Source organism: Tannerella forsythia (genome assembly GCF_001006485.1).
In the GTDB taxonomy this organism is placed as follows: Bacteria; Bacteroidota; Bacteroidia; order Bacteroidales; family Tannerellaceae; genus Tannerella; species Tannerella forsythia.
The window spans coordinates 38949-61524 of sequence record NZ_JUET01000075.1 but is presented as its reverse complement, the minus strand read 5'-3'; the positions used below and the strand labels follow the sequence as shown (position 1 = coordinate 61524).

The 22576-nt window shown below is 42.6% G+C and carries 13 protein-coding genes and 1 pseudogene; 9 read left to right on the top strand and 5 right to left on the bottom strand.

The features are described from left to right. The first annotated feature begins 96 nt into the window (after positions 1–96). Complete coding sequence (locus Tanf_RS06495) at positions 97–927, top strand: nucleotidyl transferase AbiEii/AbiGii toxin family protein (RefSeq protein ID WP_046825303.1); 831 nt, start codon at positions 97–99, stop codon at positions 925–927. A 109-nt stretch (positions 928–1036) separates the two neighbouring features. Here the strand turns inward: Tanf_RS06495 and Tanf_RS06490 are convergent, their stop codons facing one another. Genes Tanf_RS06490 through Tanf_RS06480 form a run of 3 tightly spaced genes read right to left on the bottom strand, consistent with a single transcriptional unit; the run spans position 1037 to position 10809 of the window. Continuing rightward, complete coding sequence (locus Tanf_RS06490) at positions 1037–7267, bottom strand: helicase-like domain-containing protein (RefSeq protein ID WP_046825302.1); 6231 nt, start codon at positions 7265–7267, stop codon at positions 1037–1039. Positions 7268–7299: 32 nt separating this feature from the next. Continuing rightward, entirely contained in the window at positions 7300–9399 is a 2100-nt protein-coding gene (locus Tanf_RS06485; protein WP_004584872.1) for a type IA DNA topoisomerase, read from the bottom strand. A 21-nt stretch (positions 9400–9420) separates the two neighbouring features. Further along, positions 9421–10809, bottom strand: a complete 1389-nt coding sequence (locus tag Tanf_RS06480) for a DUF3945 domain-containing protein (RefSeq protein ID WP_004584871.1) — start codon at positions 10807–10809, stop codon at positions 9421–9423. Positions 10810–11168: 359 nt separating this feature from the next. Here Tanf_RS06480 and Tanf_RS06475 point away from each other — a divergent pair, with 359 nt between their 5' ends. From Tanf_RS06475 to Tanf_RS06435, 8 genes are all read left to right on the top strand, one after another. Continuing rightward, positions 11169–11354, top strand: a complete 186-nt coding sequence (locus Tanf_RS06475) for a hypothetical protein (protein WP_004584870.1) — start codon at positions 11169–11171, stop codon at positions 11352–11354. 111 nt (positions 11355–11465) lie between these two features. Beyond that, positions 11466–12452 (top strand): grasp-with-spasm system ATP-grasp peptide maturase, encoded by a 987-nt coding sequence (gene gwsG, locus Tanf_RS06470; protein WP_046825301.1) that lies wholly within the window; start codon positions 11466–11468, stop codon positions 12450–12452. Positions 12453–12722: 270 nt separating this feature from the next. After that, entirely contained in the window at positions 12723–13715 is a 993-nt protein-coding gene (gwsS, locus tag Tanf_RS06460) for a grasp-with-spasm system SPASM domain peptide maturase (RefSeq protein WP_004584867.1), read from the top strand. Between the two features lie 7 nt (positions 13716–13722). Then, positions 13723–14385 carry a hypothetical protein gene (locus Tanf_RS06455; protein ID WP_004584866.1) on the top strand — a complete coding sequence of 221 codons (663 nt, stop codon included), beginning with the start codon at positions 13723–13725 and terminating at the stop codon, positions 14383–14385. A gap of 27 nt (positions 14386–14412) precedes the next feature. Beyond that, complete coding sequence (locus Tanf_RS06450; protein WP_046825299.1) at positions 14413–16734, top strand: outer membrane beta-barrel protein; 2322 nt, start codon at positions 14413–14415, stop codon at positions 16732–16734. Further along, the gene (locus Tanf_RS06445) at positions 16715–18931 is read left to right on the top strand and encodes a peptidase domain-containing ABC transporter (protein ID WP_004584864.1); all 2217 of its coding nucleotides are present in this window, start codon (positions 16715–16717) and stop codon (positions 18929–18931) included. Before Tanf_RS06450 ends, Tanf_RS06445 begins: the two co-directional genes overlap by 20 nt. Before the next feature lie 37 nt (positions 18932–18968). Beyond that, positions 18969–19568, top strand: a complete 600-nt coding sequence (locus tag Tanf_RS06440; RefSeq protein ID WP_043898414.1) for a hypothetical protein — start codon at positions 18969–18971, stop codon at positions 19566–19568. Positions 19569–19581: 13 nt separating this feature from the next. Then, the gene (locus Tanf_RS06435) at positions 19582–19911 is read left to right on the top strand and encodes a BlaI/MecI/CopY family transcriptional regulator (protein WP_043898413.1); all 330 of its coding nucleotides are present in this window, start codon (positions 19582–19584) and stop codon (positions 19909–19911) included. Positions 19912–20011: 100 nt separating this feature from the next. Here Tanf_RS06435 and Tanf_RS16130 read toward each other — a convergent pair. Beyond that, positions 20012–20299 (bottom strand): annotated as a pseudogene (locus Tanf_RS16130) (IS30 family transposase); the annotation flags it as partial. A gap of 267 nt (positions 20300–20566) precedes the next feature. Then, positions 20567–22570 carry a conjugal transfer protein MobC gene (mobC, locus tag Tanf_RS06430; protein ID WP_004584861.1) on the bottom strand — a complete coding sequence of 668 codons (2004 nt, stop codon included), beginning with the start codon at positions 22568–22570 and terminating at the stop codon, positions 20567–20569. Between the last annotated feature and the right edge of the window lie 6 nt (positions 22571–22576).

The window sequence follows — 22576 nt, the reverse complement described above, 5'->3', positions numbered from 1 at the left end:
GGTTAAAAAACTTAGGACGGTAGTAATATTATCCAAAGTGATGGCAAAAAGTATCCCTGATAAGCAATTAATAATCAGTCGTGCAAAAGTCGTACTTTGGATAATATTTTACTTGCGATAAGAAAACTTATCGCAAGTTGTGATAAATACTCTGAGGATGTGGACTTTGCTGTCATCAGTGAGAATATGAGTGGCAATCAAGTTAAGATGCTTTTATCCAACTTGATGAAAGAGGTAACAGCCGGCTTGACGGAGGATAAATCCTTTTCAGATATATCAAAAGGCTCAAAATATAGGAAGCAAGCCTTCTCCTACGATGCTCAGGTGGGTTTAGATGTGTCTGTAAATCCAATTCCTTCGAGAATTATTGTGGAAATAAGCGCATTTGCCAATCCTTTCCCTTATGAAAAAAGAATGATAGAGCCATTTGTAACCACATACCTGAAAAAGCGAAATATGGAGGATGTGGTGACTCAATACCACCTTGAACCTTTTGAGTTGAATGTGTTGTCCCTTAGACAAACCTTGTGCGAGAAAACTGTTTCTCTCATTCGATTCTCTATAAGCGAGGATCCGTTGGCATCCTTATCGTCTAAAATCCGCCATTTCTATGATTTGAACGCATTGTTAGCTATCAAAGAATTGGAGGAGTATGTTTGTAGTGAAGAGTTTGTGAATGATGTGGAAACCTTGGTCAAACATGATCAAGAAGCCTTTGACGAGCCTGCCGGATGGAAAGACCTAAAAGATTTGAATCAATCTCCATTAGTGATGGATTTTGATAAGTTATGGGATTCTCTGGCTCCCAAATATGAAGAGAATTTATCGGCAATAGCTTATAGAGAAATCCCGTCTTCAGAAACCATAAAGGCTTCATTCTTGAAAATATTGAAATCTCTGAGAGGGATTGACCTAACAAAAGAGTAAAGGTTATCTTACTATTGAAAGCTCAGAAGTTAGGCTCTCTGAACAAAAATATGGATTGGGGATTTTGGCAATAAAAGCGATTTGTTGCCAAAATCCCCAACCATCTATCCTATCTCCATTTGGGTTTCGATATAACCACCCGATTCATTACTCCTCGGTTGTCTTGTGGGGGGTGAGTGACTTGCTCTGATGGAGGAGTCTTTTCAGCTTGTTTATGTGAAATCGGTTCGGCAGAGCATCTTGTTTCTTGTGTTGGCTCTTTTCCCGAAATACCATATTCTTGCACCTGCTTTTCCTCTTCCATTTCTTTCTCTTCCTCCGGTGGTGCGAGCGTGAGTGCAATCTTTCTATCCAGTTCGGCTGCCTGCCCTTTGAGAGAGCGAAGCTCGTCCTCTTTCTTCCACGACCCACTCGCAATGGTCGTATAGACCTCCTTGTTTGCAGAAACCTTTTCCATTTCCTTCTCGTGTGATTCAATCACTTTCTTGATGCGCTCCAAGGCATTGATGAAATTCTCACACGCAAGTTTCGGGTCTGTCGCCAACTTACCGTTATTATAGGTATAGTAGATACTTTCCTGTCCCTTGACAAAGAAACGGTTCACCGAGCAATCAAACAAGTCTTTTGAGGTGCTTTCTGTCTTAACCATGACGGAAAAGCCGTAAATCTCACCGATTTTGTTGTACTCACCCTTGGTGCGTGCCTTCTCGTCAATCTCATGCAATCGGGCAGCAATAACCTTGATGTCTGTACTTCCTTCTACACCCTTAATTGTGAGTTTATTGATTGGAAGTCCCTCTGTATCACGATCCACACGCTTTTCAAAGCACTCCAAATCCGCCTTAGCCTCCTTAATCTTATCTGAATGGAAAGACACGGAACTATCAATCTCCGCCAACTTGCCTGTTGCGGTGTCCCGCTCTCGGAGGAAGTTCTTTCTCTCAGACTCTAAGGTGGCTATCTTTTTATCCAGTTTGGCTTTATCCAGTAAGTCGGTGTTGCCAGAAAGTACTGCTACATATTCAGAGAAGTTCATACCGCTATCCTCGTCCATTGAACCCTCGTCGATGGTACGGCTACCAAGGGTGTTTGTTTTGAGCTGATTGATGAACAACTGCTTGTTGTGAAGCAAATTGAACTTGTAGCTGTCCAGCGACCGTTCCACGGCATAGATGATGACATCGACCTTGTTATCCGCAAACTCCTTGGCGATAAGATTTCCCTTACGCACGGCTCGCCCGTTTCGCTGCTCCAAATCTGATGGTCGCCAAGGTGTATCCAAATGATGGATAGCCACAGCACGTTGCTGGGCATTGACACCCGTTCCCAACATCGAGGTAGAACCGAAGATGATGCGGATGTCGCCACGGTTCATGGCATCCACCATTGCTTTCTTTGCCTTCTCGTTCTTGCATTCCTGAATGAAGCGTATTTCATGCGATGGAATGTGATAGCCTTCTACCAACTTACGTTTGATTTCGCTGTAAACGTTCCATTCGCCCGGCTTGTAAGTACCTAAATCAGAGAAAACAAACTGTGTTCCCTTCTGTGCATCGAACTTCCGGTAATAGTCGTTGAGCATCTTGGCACAGTGGCTCGCTTTGTTGTCTATATGATCCGAGTATCCCTCCAAATCAATCATGCGTAAATCTAAGCTCATCTTGCGGGCGTAATCTGTTGCGATAAGCATCTTCGCTTTTTCTTCCTTCTCGCTCAGTGGCGCACGCCCCAAGAGCGTGGCATCTCCGGACTTCGCAAACTCCATCAGTTTGCCGATAAAGACCTCCTGTTCGGGCGTGGGCGGAATGTTGTGCAGTATCTCGTTCTTTTCGGGACGGTCGATGCCGATGTCCTTTGCTGTGCGGAAATCGCAAATCTCCGCATAGAAAGAAGCCAGTTCGGGCACTTTAATGAAGGTTCTGAAGCGTTCCTTCTGTATGATGTCATTCGTGATGGAAAACTCATAATCGGTGGACTTTTTCGCGAACACGGCTGCCCATGCGTCGAAGCTGTTGATACCCTGCTTTTCCAATGCCTGTGGACGAAGGTATTTGAAAAGGAGATACAACTCCGTGAGTGAATTGCTGATGGTTGTTCCCGAAAGGAAAGTAGCTCCCAAATCCTTGCCCGACCGCTCCTGAATGGTGCGGATGGCAAAGAGCATATTGAGGGCACGCTGTGAGCCATCGGGATTGCCTAATCCCGAAACTCTATCATGGCGTGTGTTGAACATCAGGTTCTTGAATTGGTGCGACTCATCCACGAAGAGGTGGTCGATGCCCATCATCTTGAAGTCCACCACATCGTCCTTGCGATCTGCGATACTGTCTTGAATATCCAAAAGTTTGGCTTCCAGCGTCTGCTTGCGTTTCTCCAGCCCTTTGAGCATGGCACGGGAAATGTCTGCCCCCTGCTGACGGAGCACTTCGAGGTTTTCCTCTACGGAGTCCATCTCCTTCTGCAAGATAGCCTCTTGTATCTCCAAGGCTTGCGGTATCATTCCGAACTGCTCGTGCGTGAGGATGATGCAGTCCCAGTCGTTATTTTTGATGTCATTGAAGATGCGTTGTCTGTTCTGTTTGGTAAAATCATCTTTACCCGGATAGAGTATCTTGGCATTAGGATAAGCCTTGCGAAAGGTATCGGCAATGTCAAAGACGTTTGCCTTCAGTCCGATAATCATCGGCTTGTTGGCTAAGCCTAACCGTTTCATCTCGTATGCTGCCGTACACATGATAAGCGTCTTGCCCGCACCCACCTCGTGGTCGCAGATACCACCCCCATTGGTCTTCAGCATCCAAACGGCATCTTTTTGACTCTTGTATAGGTCAGGAATGCCCAGTCGTTTCAGGTCAAGGTCGGGGAATGACTGGTGCGTGCCGTCGAAGTTCGGTCGCACAAAACAGTTGAACAGGCGATTATACCTATCCGAGAGTTGCTGTTTGAATGTATCGGGCGTGCGTCCAAGCCAATCGACAAAGCCCTGCCGTATCTCTTCAATCTTCGCATTCGCCATCTGTATGGCGTGCCCGTCCCGCACCTTAATCGTCTTGGTCTCTCCTGTTACGGAATCCCTTACCTCCTTGCTCTTGTTGATGTCGGGAATGGTATTGTGCAAGGCGTGCTTCAGCAGGTTGATACCATCGTATCGACGGAACTCACCCCGTACCGCATACTTGTGCCATATATTGGCATTCTTGCGGTCACAGACAATGGAATACTCATCCATATTGGCATGATAAGTAATCCCAATCTCCGCTCCGAAGAACTCTGAAGCAAACTCCCCATAGACCTTGGAAGGAATCCAGCGTTCCCCCAAGTTGAAGTCAAGGTCGGCAAAGGGGATGGGAGTCGGACGAGCTGCCATTAGAGCAGCGAGACTTTGCTTGGCTTCTTCGTGTTCGGGGTGATCTAAAAGCCAAGATGCTATTCGCTCTTCCTTTTCAATGACATTGCCCGATATGAACTTATCCGAAACTTCATAGGCATCTTCTTCGGGATTGTAGTAAATGCGTCCTTCCAAAGCCGAAATGATGTCGCTTTCTTCCATGTCGGGAAGCAGGGAACTCATATAGTCAAGTTCCACTGTTCCATATTTGCTGAGCGATGCTCCGAGTGCCTCCATCGGGTCTGCTGCAACGGTCAGTTCGGTGGAAGAAAATGCCGTCGGGTGGTCAAAGATGTCCGCCTTGATGTACTTGCCATTCTCGGAGCGTTCCAAGAAAAGCATCTCCAATCCTGTGGCATCCATCTTGATGACATCGGTGTTCGCTTTTTGGTTGAAATAACCCCAGCGACCGACATAATCGTCGTAAAGGCGGTTGAGTTTCTTGCGTTCCTCGCTGTCTTCCATATGATTGCCTGCCTCATAGTCATACAGACGATGGTAGCTTTCACGGATCTCGATGTAGGCTTTCAGGCGTGAGAGTTGGGCGTGTGGCAAATCCATCGGATTGAAGGTCGCCTGCCGTTTCAAATCAGAAAGGAAACCTATCTGTCCATTTTGAAAGACAATAGAGCCATCCCTCAGATGTGAGGTTGGCGAGGAGAGAAAGGGACGTGGTGAAGCATCAAACTCTTTCTTGACCTGTTGTATGGGCTGTGGCGCTCTCTGCTCCACCTCTTCCATCATATCAAAAAGAGTGGTTTGATAATACCTCGTTTCAGCCTTCTTCTTGTTTCCTTGCGTGCGTTTCCCACCGGAAACTTTGTTGGATGAAGCCGTTGGAGCAGTTTGTGGAAGAACTTCTTGAGTGGTTTTCTTCGGGCGCTCCTCCTGTTCTTTTATCTCCTGATTGACTCTGGTTACTTCCTGATTCCAGAGATTGTACTCTTCGGGAGCAAACAGAAGGGGTTTGGTTGGGCTGTTATCCGCTCTTGCATCCATCACGGGCACGGGATGATGGTCATCGTCGAAGAAGACCATCTGTCCGTTCATCTTGCGAGGGGCTTCTAAATCGGTACGTATTACAGGCTCTTCCTCCTTGTATTGGCGATGAAGTGTCAGTGTCGGTACACCTTCGGGAGCAGACTCAGAAAAGGAAGGTGTTTGTTCCTGCTTGGGCTTTTCCGACACGACTATTTCCTCTTTAGTAGGAGGTACGTCCGAAAGAGATTTTTCCAAAGCCTCTTTCTCTTGAACTACTATTTGAGGAGTTTCCACAACCGTAACTTCGGGAACTTCTGCAACTACCTCTTTAGTATATAGTCCTTGGACTATCTCTTCCAATTCGGCTATCTCATGCAGCTTGGTGGGAGAGAAGTACAGATCTCGTTCAATGCCCAAGCCATGTATTTTGACTTCCTCCATTTCGTCCAAGGAGATATAACCGAGTTCCCACCCATAACCCATCGTCACGGCACCGAAACCGATACGGGTCTTCGGGTCATACTCCAAGAGATAAGCCGTGTATGCTCCCATCGGAAAGAAATAGCGTGCGTATGCCGTCTTATCGCCAATGAGCTGCTTTTCCGTAGCATAGAGTCTGGGAAGTTGTTTGCGGATGTTGTCGGGCATCAGAATGTAAGCATTCTCGGTTTCTTTATCCTCCGTTGGCTTTTCTTCGTGCAAGTCCACCGTTACACCGAACCCGTGTAGCTCCTTGGCAGCTTTGGCTTGTCGCTCTTCCTCCGTCATCGGTATGCCCGTCTCGTAGAGTTTTCGGTCAAAGTGTTTTCCTACATCTTGCGATAGTTGAATCCGAAGACTGTCCGCAATATCGTCAATGCTACCATCAAAGCGGTATTCCCATGCAGGCTTGCCGTATGGGTCTGTCCCCATCGTGCGTTCCGTTGCAATGGTTCTATGGGAAATCTCGTTCCATTCCCCCTCAAAGAGTGAGTTATGGTTAAAGGCAATGGAAAAGCCATCGCCTTTGGAAACGGCGGTGGTTTGAATAAACTGCTGCTCGATACCCTCTTTGATTTCCTTTCCCGACTGCTTTTGCAGGACTATGAGGTCGCTGCCGACCTCTGTGCCTGCATTCTCGCTGAACATTCCCGATGGCAGGCGGATAGCAGAAATAAGTCGGCTGTTCTGCATCAGATAACGGCGGATGGCTTCGTTCTTCGGGCTGTCCAATCCGCCCTGCGAGGTAATGAAAGCCAAAAGTCCTCCTTCCTTGATGCAGTCCAAGCCTTTCACGAAGAAATAGTTGTGGATGGCTCGTGTGGATTCCCGTTTGAGAATATCCTTTCCTTTGCTGTATTCACGGTCATAGACCATGAAGTCCCCAAAGGGGATGTTGCTGGTTACAAGGTCGTACTTGTCTTTCTCCTCCAATGGAGCAATGGCTTCAAAGGGCTGGTTCTGTACGATGATGTTCCCTTGCCCATAGGGATGTAGGGCTTGGCTGATGCGTGCCGTAAGGAGATCCTTTTCCATGGCATCGACAGCACCGCACTTCCCTGCAAAGGTTTCAGCAAACGCTCCCATACCTGCCGATGGATCCAGACATCGCCTAATATGCACCCCTGACACAGAGAGTGCGTCTGCAATGGCAGACACAATACGGGTGTCGGTATAGAAGGAGGTCAGCACACTCGCCTTGATGCTCTCCCAATACCACTTGGCGGTATTGGCATCGACGGCTTCACGGTAAATCATCTGCTTGAGCCGTTGAGTAGGCTCAAACAGATGCTGTTCCGACGCGCTCCAATAACGGATGTCGTCAGGATTGTCCGTGCGGTTCAATACACACTTCAGACCACCGAAGCCTTGATAACCACGCAACAGGATTTTTTCCGCTTCGGTGGCTTCCCTGCGCTCCTTTTCCAATCGCAAGACCACACGGATGGCTTCCGTATTGGCTTGCAACACTTCTTTCTTATTGTATGCCATAATAGAGACGGTCGGTTAAGGGGATGTCGCTTTCAACTTCCCTGTTTCTTCTTTTTCTGTTCAAACTCAAAGGTGGTGGTACCATCTTCCTGCAAGACCAATCGGGCATTGAATTTCTTTCCAGCCTTACTGGTCAAGCCTTTGAGGATGGGTGTCCGTTTCGTAAAAATCAAATCCCGGATATTGTCTTCAGAGAGGAACGTGCCACACACCTCACGAAAGATGTGGAAATCGCACCCCTCGTTCCTGCACTTGGCTATCTTGGCATAGATACCTACGCTTTCGCTTCCACATTTGGGACAGCAAAAGGTCGGATAGGATTTCTGCACACCGGTAAGCGCGAGCAGTTCCTCACAAATAGTACCCACATAGGCATTGATACCCTGCGTGAATTTCTCTGCCTGCATCTGTCCTGCCTCTATGGCTGCAAGAGTCAGTTCCCACGCTCCCGTCATCTCCGCATTGGCAATCTTCTTATCCTTGACGATCTCATAGACCGACAAGCCCTTGTCCGTAGGAACGATGGACTTCTTTTCCCTGCGGATATAATCACGGAGTATCAGTGTTTCGATGATGTTGGCTCTTGTGGCAGGTGTGCCGATACCGCACTCAGCCATCGCCTTGCGCTTGTCTGCTTCTTCCACCTCTTTTCCTGCATTCTCCATAGCAGACAGTAAGGTTGCTTCAGTATAGAGTGGCTTTGGTTTGGTCTTATGCTCGGTGATTTCAGAGGAGAGTAGCAGTAGCTCTTCACCCTCCTTCAAATCAGGAAGCATCGCAAGGTCTTGCTCTTCATCTTCTGACTTGCCCTCTTTCGTTTCATTCTGCACCGACTTCCAGCCTAAGGAGATGGGACGGCAAGCCTTCCACGTGAAGGTATTGGTGCCATCTGTCAGTTCCACCTGCATACGCTCTTCTTCGGAATCGGGAGAAAAGGCTTCGACAAAGCGGGTTACTACCATATTATATATGGTTGCTTCATCCGCCAACAAGCCGGAAGGTGTTTCACCTGTGGGGATGATGGCGTGGTGGTCGGTTACCTTGGCATTGTCCATCGAATGGCGATTGAGCGGAGTTGGGAGTGTCTCTCCTATCTTGCGGAGCAGGGTGGGTATTTCCTCAAAGACATCCTCGCTGATGTATCGACTGCCTGTGCGGGGATAGGTCGTGATTTTCTTCTCGTAAAGGCTCTGGGCAATGGAGAGGGTCTTGTCGGCAGAAAAGCCGTTGCGTCTATTGGCTTCCTTCTGCAAGGCAGTAAGGTCATACAAGAGTGGTGGCGGTGTGCCGCCCACCTTTCTTGCGACCGATTTTACCGTAAGCCGGCTCTGACGACGAAGTGTAGCGAGAGCAGTCTGTGCCGTGGCTTCATTGTCAAATGCCGTATTTTCCACGGCTTTCAACGATATGCCCTCTTTCTCCGTAATGGCAGATAGTTTCCAATAAGGAACCGAGGTAAAATCACGGTTCTCTATGTACCGACGGCAGACCATCGCAAGGGTCGGGGTTTGTACACGCCCCAAAGAATAACCACCCCCGCGTGCAATGGACAAGGCACGGCTCGCATTGATGCCCACGAGCCAATCGGCTTCTGCTCTCGCTTGGGCAGCGTGATACAGAGAATCGTAAGCCGAACCATTCTTGAGCGTTGCCAAGCCCTCACGGATGGCTTTGTCCGTGAGGGAACTTATCCAAAGACGTTCAAAGGGCTTTCGGCAATTCAGATAGGAATAGATATACCTGAAGATGAGTTCTCCCTCTCGCCCTGCATCGGTGGCGACAATGATACGGTCTGCCCTGTCAAAGCAGGAACGTATCACTTTGAGTTGTTTGAGTGCTGCAGGGTCTGATATATACTCCTTGTCCTTGCGTATTTGGCGAACGATGAGTTGGAAAGGAAGGGGACGGATAGGTAGGTCTTCAGCTTTGTAAGCGGAAAAACCGTATGCTTCGGGCATGGCAAGGGCAATGAGGTGTCCCATTGCCCAAGTAACGATATAGCCGTTACCTTCCAATTGAAAATCGGCGGACGGAGTGGAAGCCAAATATCCGTCCTGCTTGATTGTTGCTCCGACAATGCGGGCAATATCTCGGGCTACCGAGGGTTTCTCGGCAATAATACAAGTTGTCATAATCGGTAAAGGGATTAAAGGCTACATCTTACGTCCACGAGACTTCTTCTGCTTGTTCTCCTCCTGCTTCTGTTGTTGGGCGGCAGTGGGCTGTGTCTGTCCCGTCTTCAGAGGCTCTTTCACGTGCTTGGTGGCTTCATTGGTTTTTCCGTGGTTATTCACGGCTACCTGTGTCTTGTGTTCTTCAGCCACGGCTTCGACCTTGCCATTCTTCTGACTCTTGTCCGGGTTCCATTTATAGAAACGGGGGCGGTTCTGCTCCTTGTCCATACGGACATAGGCATTGAAGGACTTGCCCTCCTTATCGACCATGTTCTTCAAATAGAGCGTGCGGCCACTGTCCAAGGCTTCACGCTGTTTCTCGGAAAGCTCCAGACCGCAGAGCTTATGGGGTGCACCCTGTTGTTGGGTTTGTTGCTGTTGTTCCTTCAATCCGCGACTATTGTCAAAGATGAACTCAATGCCTTTCTTCTCGGCATTGACCTGAAGCGTTGCATCAAAGGACTTGCCACTCTTGGCGGTCATACCTTCCACCTTCACGGCTTTGCCTTCCACAAGGTCTTTGTACTGGGCATCAGAGAGCGTTACGCCCTTGATCTCCTTGGGGATGTTCACTCGGTCGGCACGCAAGGCAATAATCTCATTGGTCTGTGGGTCAATGGAGACGTATGCAGAGAAAGGTTCGCCATTCTTGGGTGTTACCTCGATGGTCTTGCCCAGATTACCCGTAGTGAGGAGTTGCTCCTTCTCTTCGGGAGAGAACTTATAGCCCATATAGGGATAGTCCAGTTGTGGTTCTTTGCGCATGGAGTGGACTGCCAAGCCGATGTTGCCATTCTCGTCCGTGCGGAAAGCAAGACGGGCTTCGGTGTAGATGGTGGTGTCACCAACGGGTACGGCAATCGTCACGAGGTTACTCTTCTGCCAGTTGAGCAGTTTCTCCAGTTCTCTGCTCTGCTCCAATCGCTCACGGGACAGCCCGAGGCTGTCGAGCGTCTTCCAATCCACCTTTTCGGGGTCGATGGCAGTGGCGTTCTTCTGTCGGGGCAGATAGTCCTCAAAGGGTACGCCCATTTCTGCCAGTTGTTGCTTGTTTTCGGGCTTCTCACGGCTTTGGAGCATGGTACGAAGATTGTCCACGCCTTGCTCCACGTTGTTGGATAAGACCTTGTACAGCCCGAAGCGGGTCGGATCGTTGAACTGTTTGAGAAAGTTGTCCATGAAGTTCTTCAGCAGTCCGTCCTTGCTGTTGAACTTCAAGAACGAAGCCTGATTTGTCGCTTTGGCTTCGGTGGTTTTGAGATTGCCCTTCTCGTCAATCCCGGAAACGACGGAGAGCTTACCAGCCTCCTGTCCGTTCTTCACTTCTGTGCGGTCTTCCAAGACCAATACATAGTTGTTCGATTCCATAATTATTTGTTATTGAGTGAGTAATTCATCATCGAACACCAAATATATAGGCGAAAACATTACAAAGTTACAAGTAGAGAGAAGTCAGGGAAAATAAGGATAAGGCAAGAAATTGCAAATGTTGTATGCAAAAACATTAGGGCTCAATAAATTCTATCATGCTAATTATTAGGCAGTTATGATTGTCTCTGAGACAATTCGAGAAAAAATCAGCGTGAAAATTTGGTTATTTAAACCTTAATTTGTACATTACGCTCACGTAAGAGGAGTCTCCGTTTCATTGTGAGACTTTCTCGGAACTAGCCGGAACCCGAAAAGGCGAATAAAAGAGTAGGGAAAATATTTTTTAGTTCTGTGTTATGAAGAAAAATGAATTTGATGGTCTTGTGAAGATCAACAATGAAGGGATGAAAGCTGTGAAGGGAGGTTACACTCTTCACACGGTAACAGTGACTCCAAAAAGTGAGGCCTTAGAGCCCGATGATCCTGATTGCCCTGAACATGGAAATGGTTGTGATGGGGATGATGGTATTCATAATGATTGATTTTACAATAATCAATCTTAAACGTTAAAAGTTGCACAAGGGTGGATGGAAGAATTACTATAGAAGTGTTTTCTGTCTGCTCTTGTGCATTCTTTTTTGTAATTTTCGTTTATGGTATTAATTCTTTCTAATTATGGAGATTACTCCTCGGATATCGTGATGGATCACATCAAGATATTGGGGGGAGAATGCATACGTGTTAATTCCTTTGATTTATTGAACGACTCAATAAAACTTTCCATAAACGATGATTTCTTGGAGTGTAATGGTCGTGTTATTGACCCTCAAAAGATTGGATCTGTTTGGTTCCGAAAGTTTGGATTTTTTAGAAAAAGTCCTCAATATCAGAAACTGCAACGAATTCTTGAGCCAACAGCACAATCGTATATCGCTACTGAGTTCTCAAAAATTATAGAGGCTTTTGAGTATTATTTTAGATCTTCATTTTGGCTAACTGATCCACGGAATATCGCATTGAATAAATTTGTAGTTCTGAAACAGGCACAACGTGTAGGGCTTTTAGTTCCAGCTACATATGTTGTAAATAGGCTAGAAAAACTCATAGAGATTAGAAATATTGAGGGGGATCTTATATCGAAGTCAATTTATGACCCCCTTGTAATTTATTCAAAGGGGAAGAACTATAGTATGTATACAACATTGATAGAGGAAGAAGATCTTTGTAAAATGCCAGATTCATTTCTCCCATCAATGGTTCAAAAAGCCATCCCCAAACAATTTGAAGTTAGGGTGTTTTTTCTTATGGGAGAATGTTTTTCCATGGCTATAATGTCTCAGGATGACGAAAATACAGAAACAGACTATCGAAAGTATAATTTTGACAATCCTAATAGATTTCTTCCATTTCAATTGCCAAAGAATATTGAGGACAAAGTTGTGGATCTTATGGCAGAATTGTCTCTAAATACGGGGTCTATAGATTTCATATTAACACCAGAAAATGAGTATATTTTCCTAGAAGTTAACCCGACAGGTCAGTTTGGAATGGTTGACTATTCCTGTAATTATGGATTACATGAAAAAGTGGCAAATATTCTCATTGCAAAAGATAAGGAATATCATGAAAAGATTTCTTGAGCGGTTTAATTCGGAGAAAGATTTTCTCTCTTCACTTTCTCTGAATGCTCTTCTTGCAGAAGAAATAGATGAAAATAAGGAGGTCTCTGTTATGAAAGTTGAATACAGGTCTTTATCTTGCTCCTACTATAATAACAAAGATCATGTGTCGTTTTCTTACTTCAAAGACATTATAATTCCAGATATAGATTGATCTATTAGGTGTATGTCTCTTTAGTGTATTAAAATACGGATAGACAAGATACTAACTAGGGCGAAATCAGTATAAAAATGAAGGAAAAAAGAGAAACCGTCATATTGGCTCCTTGTTGTGTTATTGTAAAAGGAAGGAATAATTCTTGTATTTACGATCTACAAAGAAATGGGATTTATCGTTTTCCTAATAAATTTCTTTCAGTATTTGAAGATGCTGATAATATGGGAATTTGGAAAATATCAACTGACAATTCTAGTTCTCAAGAGAAGTTTTTCGTAGATGAACTCCAGAAAAATCAATTGTGTATAGTAACCAGCCAAGATTGTTTTTTTCGCCCACTAAGTACAGAACATCATACCGAGAGAGTTTGTGAAAATGCAATCATAGATAGAGGAGCAGATTCCTCTTATTCTATGAAAAGTTTGGCAGAGAAACTCAGTATAGTTTCTTGTGCAGCCGTAAGCCTTAGATATTTTTATCCAGTAAAATTGGATTTTATGGAACCCGATATAATGGCTTTTGCAGATTCAACTGTGAGGTCTATAGAAATTCATTGTAATTGCTTAGATGAATTAAACTCATTGGATTTCAGGGAGTTTAAAAAGCGAAATGGCAGAGTGTGTTCTTTTGTTTTATACTCAGAGAAAGAGAGCAAGGTCTTTAATGTCGGCAGTGATTTAAGCGTCCATTTAAAGAAATTCCCGATGAATGCCTGCAACATGTGTGGTTGTGTTTCTGAAACGAAAATGCGAGCTCAAACTCAATTATATACTGAATCAAAAAATCACAATAATTGTCTATATCGTAAGATTTACATCGGGAAGCAAGGAGAGATCAAAAATTGTCCAGAAATGCCTACTTGTTATGGATTGCTTGACGATTGTGCACTACAACTAAAAAACATACTTAATTCTCCAGAATTTAGGAAATATTGGTCTTTAACCAAGGATATGGTGGACGAATGTCAAGATTGTGAGTTTAGATATGCTTGCCTTGATTGCCGTTGCTTTCTGCATGAACCTGAGAATATATACTCCAAACCATTAAAATGTTCATATAAACCGTAATGAAGTTATGAAGAAATGTGTGATTTTATCGGTCTTTGTGTGCTTACTTGTGGGTATTGTGTCTTCATGTGTAACATACCGAAAATTACTTTTTGCTGAAGGATTTGTTGTAAGGGCAGAAAATAATTCTATTGAAAATAATGAATTACCTATACTGAAAATAAATCCTTCTGCATTGAATCTTAAAGAGAAGAGATTAACCTTTAAAAAAGACCGATTGTCAGAGGAGTTGGAGGTGCATGTTTCCACGATCTTGCAGGAATGCAATTCAGCCCAAAATGTTGTTATTGCAGTTTCACAGGATTTTATCATTGTAAAAAATAAGAACAACTGCCAATTAGATGCTAGATATGTATACCAATTCGATTTCGAATCAGATCAGTGGGTGTGCACGTATCTAGATATTCCAACCAACACGCTTTCACATATGAATGATTCTTGGTCTTTTTCTAGAAGTGTATATGTGGTAAAGCGAAGAAATAGGATGATCATCAAGGACTATTTTGGAGATATTTCTGTTATCTACGTTATACAAGGGAAGGATTACAAAACCCCTTTTTATGCGACTGCCATGTGGAGTCCATCTGATTTCAAAGATTTTATAACAATATCAAATTACATCAACAAGGAGATAAATCCGATCAGCTATAGTATAGCAAGGAGTAAATGATTTGATTAACAACGAATAGCGTCAATTATGAAGAACTTATTAGTTGCAGCATTTTTTTGCTTTATATCTCAACCCTTGGTTTTTTCACAGGTATTGTATTCAGGACAAGTGCTTTCCGAAGAGACTGGAGTTCCTATCGAATTTGCTAATGTGATTATACTATCTCAAGATTCTTCTTTTCTTGCAGGAGGTGTTACTAGCGAAAATGGGATGTATTCTTTTAACTTAGAGCAAAAGAAGATTGAAGGGCAGTTTCCTCAATTGATAAAAGTTACTTCTGTTGGATATGAAAGTCTGATTAAACCATTGGCTTCATATCCCCGAGAAAATGCTCGTTTGTTATTAAAGCCCCATGTTGAACATCTTCAAGAGGTGACGGTCATAGGGAAACGTAGAGTATTCTCGTTGAAGGATGGAGCTTTTATCGCCAATGTTGCGGCTGTTCCTTCGTTGAAGAACAGTGGTTCTATGGACGATTTATTGAATCGGATACCTTTTGTTCAAGGAGGTGGGGGCTCCTATTCTGTTTTGGGGACTGGCGGTGATGCGACACTTTATCTTGATGGACAAAAGGTGCAAGACGCTAGCATTCTACAACAATTACGTTCTCAAGATATTGCAAGTATCGAAGTTATTAATACACCAGGAGTTCAATATAAGGCCTCCACTAAATCTGTGATTAAGATAAATACTATCAAAAAACACAACAGCACAAGTTTATCGGTCTCTCAATATGCCTTAATGCAAAATAAACTTAGCACATATTCGGGGGGCAATGTTTCACAAAGCAACAAGCGAACTTATTGGAACTTTAATGTTGGTTATAGTCATACAGGTATGTCAAATCGAAGTAGCGATTACTATGCTTTGAGTAATGATGGCAGTTTATCAGAAACCTCTAGTACTGCAAATATAATCAACCAGAGTGATTTCCTTATAGGAGGATTTAACTTGAACTTATCCCCATCGAAAGAGACCAATATAGGTGTTATTTCTAATTTCAATATAGGGAATGCGAAATTTGATATCCATTCAAGTGGTCTAATACATTCAGAGAATGGGGTTGAACAATTGAATACTCCATTTTCATCTCAGTTAAACACAAAGCCATATAAATCAACTTCTAGCTTGTATTACAACGGAAAGATTGGGAAAACAAGCGTGAATGTTACTGATGAGTTTCTCTTTGGACGCAGTACCAAACTTTTTTCGTACGATGAAATTGAAACTTCATCATCTATAGAGACTACAGGCAAGCAAAGTTTTGCCATGAACTCTATAATGTTGTCTTTTCAAACCCCAATAAAAAGCGTAATGCTGGGGTATGGTACCGAGATGACGGTTAGCTTCAATAGGAATAGCCTTCTTAAAAATGAAGAGGGATTAACGACAGATGTTGCAAATTCAAATATAAAAAACAAGCAAACCCTTTTGGCTTCATTCTTGGACTTAAGGACTAAATGGAAAAAAATGTCGTTGTATGCAGGGTTACGTTATGAATATGAAATGTCGTCTTACATACAGAACGGCATAAAACCCACCTTTCAAAAGTCCTCTCCTCATTTTGTGAGTCCAACCCTTTCTTTATCCTATTTTGAGAAGGACTTTCAGATGACTCTATCTTATAGGATGAACATCAACAGACCTGCATACTCCTCTTTAAATAATTTTGTGATTATTGAGAATCAATATATTTACCAGCAAGGAAATCCTTTTTTGCTCAATCAAACAAAAGATGTAGTACAACTCATCGGTACGTATAAGAAATTCTCGTTTAATCTGAGCTGTAATTATATACAAAACACCACAGCAACAGTATTGACGAAGCATGAATCCAACGAGAATGTTGTATTGAAGCGTGTGATTAATATCCCCAATTACTCTATGTTTTTTTTCGGTTTAAATTGGAAAGATTCGTTTGGCCCTTATTCTCCATCAATAGGCCTAAACTGTACAAAGCAGTTTGTAGAATATCATGGACATTCATATAACCGCCCAATGATCAGACTTACGAGTGAGCACTATATTGATCTTGGGAGAGGTTGGCGTTCTAGCCTCTTTGCTAGCTATTCTACTAGGAGTAACAATCTCTTCCTAGACCTCTCTAGGAGATGGAATTATAATGTTATGCTTTCAAAAAGCTTTAAGAACTTCACTTTCGATTTTACCCTACAGAATTTGTTCCTTGACAATAAGCTTTATAGATTGAGGGAAATGTCGGGGATAGTTTCCAAAGAAATAGAGGAACAGGATTTTTCAGGAGTGAGTTTGAATATTTCATACCGGTTCAATTCCGTTAGGGCTAGCTATAGAAATAGAAAAACCAGTAATGAGAGCAAGCGTTTTTGACTATTTCTTTCGTAAGAGGGTATATCCCTATCGGCAATATGATTCAATGGATTGTGGTCCAACATGTTTGAAAATAATTGCGAAATACTATGGAAAGGATGTAGATATTGAGACTATTCGGAAGTTTTCAGGTATTGCACGAGACGGAGTCTCACTGTTTGGACTAGACGTGGCAGCTAAAAGGTTGGGGTTTGAAACAACCCCTGGGTTGATTTCTGCGCATGATTTGGTTCATCATCTGGATGGACCGTGTGTTATTCATTGGAACCAAAAACATTTTATGGTTTGCTACAAGATTACATCTAATCGCTCCACCACCGTATTTCATGTTGTTGATCCAGCGCAGGGCCGTTGTAAATTTTCGATGGATGAGTTTCGCTCTTTATTTGAGACCAATGAAGGAAAAGGTGTTGTATTACTCTTGTCTCCAAGCAAAAATTTTACGGAAGGACTCTCACAAAAAGATAAATTAGAGGTATGGAGGACACTTCTTCCATACACACGGAAATACAAGTTGTTCTTTATTCATATTCTTGTTTTCCTCCTTATTACTAGTGTTTTGGGATTTGTGTTTCCCATTCTTACTCAAAAAATTGTTGATAGTGGTATTCAACTAAAGGACAAGAGTTTAATTTGGCTTATCATTCTTGCTCAATTGGGTATTCTCGTATCTCGATTTTCAGTGGATTTTTTGCGTTCTTGGGCTTTGCTCCAAGTTAATTCTCGAATAAATATACTATTTCTCTCTGATTTTCTTCATAAGATAGTACGACTTCCTCTTGCTTTCTTTGATAGTAAGAATGTAGGAGACATTATGCAAAGAATCGAAGACAATTCAAGGATAGAACGATTCCTCACAGGAGAGTCTTTTCTTGCAGTGTTTTCCGTGATTAATATAGCTGTTTTTTCTGCGCTACTAGCTTATTATAAATTACAATTCTTGGTGATATTTATTGTGGGAAATACTGCCTATATTATATGGGTAATGCTTTTCTTAAAATATCGTCATGAGTTGGATAATCGTAGATTTGCTCAAGCATCGGGGGAACAATCTAAATTAATTCAACTTATAACAGGAATAGCAGAACTCAAAATCAACAGAAGTGAAAAAAAAGAGATTTGGGGGTGGGAAAAGCTACAAGCTAATTTATACACAATTGGAGTCAAGAGTCTATTGCTTTTTCAAATTCAAAGAACCGGGGGGCTCTTTTTCGGTCAATTTGTGAATTTGATCATTACTTATCTTGCCGCAATTTCTGTCGTTGACGGTCAATTGACTTTAGGAGAAATGATGTCTATAATGTATGTCATAGGTCAATTGTCTGTTCCAATAGAACAACTCATTCAGTTTGCTCGATCTGCACAAGATGCTGCAATTAGTATTGAAAGGATAAACGAAATTCGAACGATGCAAGACGAATATGACACAAAGAATGTTCTTTTAGATAATCATCAAGAGGATATAAGGGTAAGCAACCTTTCATTTTCGTATAACTATCCAGAAGAAAAAATGGTTATTTGCGGTCTTAACATGGAATTTCCCAAAAAAAAGGTAACTGCAATAGTCGGAGCTAGTGGCAGTGGGAAAACCACTTTAATGAAACTATTGTTAGGCTTTTATACCCCTACATGTGGAAAAATCACAATTGGAGGCAGTGATGTTAGTACCATCAACCCATTCCAATGGAGATCAAGTATTGGTGCCGTATTGCAAGATGGCTTTATTTTTTCAAGCACTATTGCCGAAAATATTGCTCTCTCTGATTTGACTGGAGTTAATTTAGACTTAGTCACTGAAGCTGCAAAGATTGCTTGTATTCATGACTATATAGAGACATTGCCATTGAAATATAACACTCGAATTGGCATGGAAGGGGCGGGATTGAGTCAAGGTCAAAAACAACGAATACTAATAGCTCGTATGGTGTATAAAAATCCTAGTATTATATTTCTTGATGAAGCAACAAATTCTCTTGATGCTAATAATGAAAAGCAAATAATGGAGAATTTAAAGTCATTCTGCAGAGAAAAAACAGCTATTATTATTGCACATAGACTTAGTACCGTAAAAGAAGCTGATAATATAATCGTAATGGAACGTGGTCGTGTAGTTGAACAAGGAACCCATGAGGAACTAATCCGTCTTAGAGGGAATTATTACACGCTCATTAAAAATCAATTGGAGCTAGGAGGCTAATCATCTTTATATCTAAATTCACAAGTCATATACTACTATGGAGCATAGTCCAGAGATCAATCGAATTTTGTCAAAAAAAACGTCATCTTACTATAAAATCGGGGTGTTGTCTATTGGTGTTTTACTCATAGTTTTAACTCCGTGGATCTTATCATTGACAAAAGAACGAAACAGTGATATTGCCAGCCAAATTAGTTTTCATATTGAATTAAAAGATCATGTAAAATTTGTTTCTCATGAAGAGACTTTTTTTTCTTCAGAAAAGATATCTCCAACACAATTTTCACACATGTATATATTGTCCGAGAAGGATAGTGATGGTGGGAATACAAAGAATAACATCAACATTGTGTTAATAAAAAATGGGAAAGCATTTGTTAGTAGTGAATTGTCAAGTAAGGATATTACTATACAGTGCGAGTTTTCTTATCAAGGAAATACAGAATCTATATTTGCTAATTGTGACTCTATTGTGCTGAAATATAATGAACATATAATTCCATTGCTGGTTTCTAGTGTAAAATCCGTATCTGATATGAAGTCAATTATTACAGCTTATTTTGATTTTGCTTATCATTCAAGATTTGTATATATTCCGCCTTATATCCCATTTGCAGAGATTCTAAAAAGAAATTAATTAAAGCGCATATATGACCCAACTAACACAAAAAGAGGAGTTAATTATGGCTACTATTTGGAAAATTGCATCGCCTTTTTCTATAAGAGATATCTCATCTCCTTGGCCATATACAACGGTTGCATCAATCGTTGGAAAACTTCAAAAAAAAGGATACATCTCTAGTACGTCACGTGTAAAAAACAAAGGTAAATATTTATATAGCATTATCATACCCAAAGAAGACTATGTTTTTAACAAGCTTGATAATCTATTTGTCGATATTTGTAATTCCAACTATTCAATGTTTACTGAACTCGTAGCACAGGTTATCTCTGAAGTTAATAAAGAAGTAGATACTTAGGCTGGATATTGTTCTATTCTGCATATTCCATAGATAAATGCAATACTAAGTCAAATTTAGGAAGAAAGATTCAAAAGAGGGGGGATGGTTTAATTTTTTTTCAGGGACTATGGTTTAGTTTATGTTTTATCATAGCAATCTGTTTAGATGTTATATCAATGAAAGAAGAATGTTTCGGTAGATATTGCCGAATGAGTGCATTCAGGTATTCGATGTGTGGTTTGTCCGTAGAAGTGTATGGTCTGGCGAAATACACCGGCACCTTGAGGCGCTTTTTAATCTTATCAAAAGCCATAAACTCTGGTCCGTTGTCCGTTGTGATAGAATGTAGTTGTCCTCTTCGTTTGAGATAGGCCAATCTCTTGACCAGTTCTTTGACTAAGGGCTTTGCTTTGCGTCCGTGAGGAAGTGCCTAAATAATGTCAAAGTCTGTTTTCCGATTAGTGAGCGTTAGGATAGCCTTGCTTCCACCCCTGCCGATAATCAAGTCCATTTCGAAGTCTCCCGTGCGCTCTTGGGTATTAATACTTTGAGCGTATTCTACTACTTTAAACCAATAGACTTAAGATTTACAACCGTGTTTTATGAATTTCCAAACGATTCAGTTTTGAGCAATCTTCTTAGAATATTTAGAGATATTGAGTTGTAAGATAGATTACTCTTTAATTAAGTGGGAAAGAGTAGCATCACCTTTGATACGGGTTACTTCGCTGTTGACTAGAGCAAGGACTTCTTGTTTCACATGTTTATAGTTGGCTTCGATGGTCTCTTTGAGATTGTCGGAGCCATCTTCATTTGTAAAGTCCGCTATCACGGGTATGGGTTGGTAGGCTTTCATCTCGGCAGAGACCTTGGCACTGTCCACCACTATCTCTGCGTGGAAAATCTTTTGGTCGATGCGTTCATCAAAATTGTCAGACACAGCCCCCACGAACATACCTTGCGTGAGGTTGGAGATTTTACTTGCAGGGATAAGGCTATCCATTTGTGTAGAGATAGAGGTGGACTTGTCGTTGCGGTTGATGGTCATCGACTGCCGTTGCTGAAGCACCTTGCCGAAACGTTCGGAGAGTGTCTTGGCTGTTTCGCCAACCACCTGCCCACTAAACATATTTCCTACCGTATTCTGAATTACTTTACTCTCCTTATCGCCATAGTCACGGGTAAGCTGTGAGAAGTCCTGAAAACCCAAACACACCGCCACCTTGTTGCTTCGTGCCGTAGCGATAAGGTTGTCCAGTCCACGAAAGTAGATAGTCGGCAACTCGTCGATAATCACCGAGGATTTGAGTTGTTTCTTCTTGTTGATGAGCTTCACGATACGGCTATTGTAGAGTCCGAGTGCAGCCGAATAGATATTCTGACGGTCTGGGTTGTTGCCCACCACAAGGACTTTCGGCTCATTCGGGTTATTGATATCAAGCGAGAAATCATCGCCTGTCATCACCCAATAAAGAGCAGGTGAAATCATACGGGATAGCGGTATCTTGGCAGAAGCTATCTGTCCCTGCAACTGGTCTTGGGCGCCCCCCTCCCAAGCATCCATGAAAGGAGAAAGGTAATTGGCAAGTTCATCGTAGGAAGTGAGTATTGGGAATATCTGTGCGTAGGGTCGGTTCAGAAACTCAATGGCATGAGGGAAGGTACAATACTTCCCATTCTCATAGATTTTGAGGAACCAGATAATGGCTGCCAGCAAAATGATTGGCGACTCTACGAAGAAGTCCCCTTGCTTCTGTATCCATGAGCGGTTGAGATTAAGCATAATGGTATAGGCACTCTCGTACGCGTCCGATATATCTGTCATAAAGGCTGGGTTAATGGGATTACATCGATGTGACTTCCTCGGATCATCGAAGTTGATCACATAGAACTGTGGCTTTACTTTGTAAGCGTCCAAATGATGGAGCAGGTGATTGTAGGCAATCTCTGAGAGGTCGGGGAACTTGTAATCGTAGATATACATGGCAAAGCCTTTCTCAATTTGCTGCTTGATATAGTTGTTTACGATGGCATACGACTTACCCGACCCCGGAGTACCCAGCACCATCGAGGCACGAAAGGGATTGACCACATTGATCCAGCCCTTGTTCCACTTCTTTTTGTAGTAGAATCGTGTAGGTAGATTAACCGAGTATTCATTTTCCATCAATCGTGTTTCCTGCATAAAGCTCTCGTTCTCTGTATTGAAAACATCGTCCATCAGGTTGTTTTTGAGTAGTCGGCTCATCCATACGCCACCCATCAAGAGACAGATATAGCCCACGGAGAGCGTAAAGATATAGAGCGAAGCGGCACCGACCTTACCGATGGGCAATGCCAGCACCCACCAATTGAGAAAGAAAAAGACGAAGCCTGAGAAAAGCACCGTCCAAATCTTTGGCCACGTGATTTTCTCTTCCTTCACCCCTTTCGTCCCCAAACAAGAAAGGGCAAGGAACACCACACAAAAGAGTTTCGTCCAAAGGATGGACGAGAACAAGCCCGTAGTCCGCTCAAAATTCATCAGTATTTTGTTGATGATGCTCAATGTGAAATGCCATTGCTGGAATGCCTCGTAACAAAACCAATAACAGTTGGCAAGTAGGAATATCACAGAAATCCCCCGCATAAAATCCATAATCTTGCCCAATGCCCTTAAATCATCTTCTTGTGCCATAATCGT

Bases quoted from the DNA above. Each gene is read 5' to 3' on its own strand.
- Tanf_RS06490 (WP_046825302.1), bottom strand. From the start codon at position 7,267: ATGGCATACAATAAGAAAGAAGTGTTGCAAGCCAATACGGAAGCCATC.
- Tanf_RS06485 (WP_004584872.1), bottom strand. From the start codon at position 9,399: ATGACAACTTGTATTATTGCCGAGAAACCCTCGGTAGCCCGAGATATT.
- Tanf_RS06480 (WP_004584871.1), bottom strand. From the start codon at position 10,809: ATGGAATCGAACAACTATGTATTGGTCTTGGAAGACCGCACAGAAGTG.
- Tanf_RS06475 (WP_004584870.1), top strand. From the start codon at position 11,169: ATGAAGAAAAATGAATTTGATGGTCTTGTGAAGATCAACAATGAAGGG.
- gwsG (WP_046825301.1), top strand. From the start codon at position 11,466: ATGGTATTAATTCTTTCTAATTATGGAGATTACTCCTCGGATATCGTG.
- gwsS (WP_004584867.1), top strand. From the start codon at position 12,723: ATGAAGGAAAAAAGAGAAACCGTCATATTGGCTCCTTGTTGTGTTATT.
- Tanf_RS06455 (WP_004584866.1), top strand. From the start codon at position 13,723: ATGAAGAAATGTGTGATTTTATCGGTCTTTGTGTGCTTACTTGTGGGT.
- Tanf_RS06450 (WP_046825299.1), top strand. From the start codon at position 14,413: ATGAAGAACTTATTAGTTGCAGCATTTTTTTGCTTTATATCTCAACCC.
- Tanf_RS06445 (WP_004584864.1), top strand. From the start codon at position 16,715: ATGAGAGCAAGCGTTTTTGACTATTTCTTTCGTAAGAGGGTATATCCC.
- Tanf_RS06440 (WP_043898414.1), top strand. From the start codon at position 18,969: ATGGAGCATAGTCCAGAGATCAATCGAATTTTGTCAAAAAAAACGTCA.
- Tanf_RS06435 (WP_043898413.1), top strand. From the start codon at position 19,582: ATGACCCAACTAACACAAAAAGAGGAGTTAATTATGGCTACTATTTGG.
- mobC (WP_004584861.1), bottom strand. From the start codon at position 22,570: ATGGCACAAGAAGATGATTTAAGGGCATTGGGCAAGATTATGGATTTT.